Source organism: Corallococcus sp. AB049A (assembly GCF_003668885.1).
Taxonomy (GTDB): domain Bacteria; phylum Myxococcota; class Myxococcia; order Myxococcales; family Myxococcaceae; genus Corallococcus; species Corallococcus interemptor.
Genome location: NZ_RAWL01001324.1, coordinates 1 through 409 on the forward strand (window position 1 = coordinate 1; position 409 = coordinate 409).

Genomic DNA, 409 nt, shown 5'->3' on the forward strand with positions numbered 1-409 from the left:
GGCGTGGAAGGTGCCCTGCTGGCCGGTGAAGCCCTGCACGATCACCTTGGTGTTCTTGTTAATCAAAACAGACATGGGAATTCCTTGGTGTCGAATCAGGCAGCGTTCTTGACAGCTTCAACGATCTTCTTGGCGCCATCGTTGATGTTGTCAGCCGGGATGATGGCCATGCCGCTGTCGCGCAGCAGCTGCTTGCCTTCTTCCACGTTGGTGCCTTCCAGGCGCACCACGACCGGAACCTTGACGCCCACTTCCTTCACGGCGGCGATGATGCCTTCGGCAATCATGTCGCAGCGGACGATGCCGCCGAAGATGTTGACGAAGATGCCTTCAACCTTGTCCGAGGACAGGATCAGCTTGAACGCCTCGATGACGCGCTGCTTGTTGGCACCGCCGCCCACGTCCAGGA

The 409-nt window shown here is 58.7% G+C and carries 1 pseudogene; it reads right to left on the reverse strand.

Features of this window, described 5'->3' with window-relative positions:
* Positions 1-95: 95 nt before the first annotated feature.
* Positions 96-409, reverse strand: a pseudogene (gene sucC / locus D7X55_RS47130) (succinate--CoA ligase subunit beta); the annotation flags it as partial.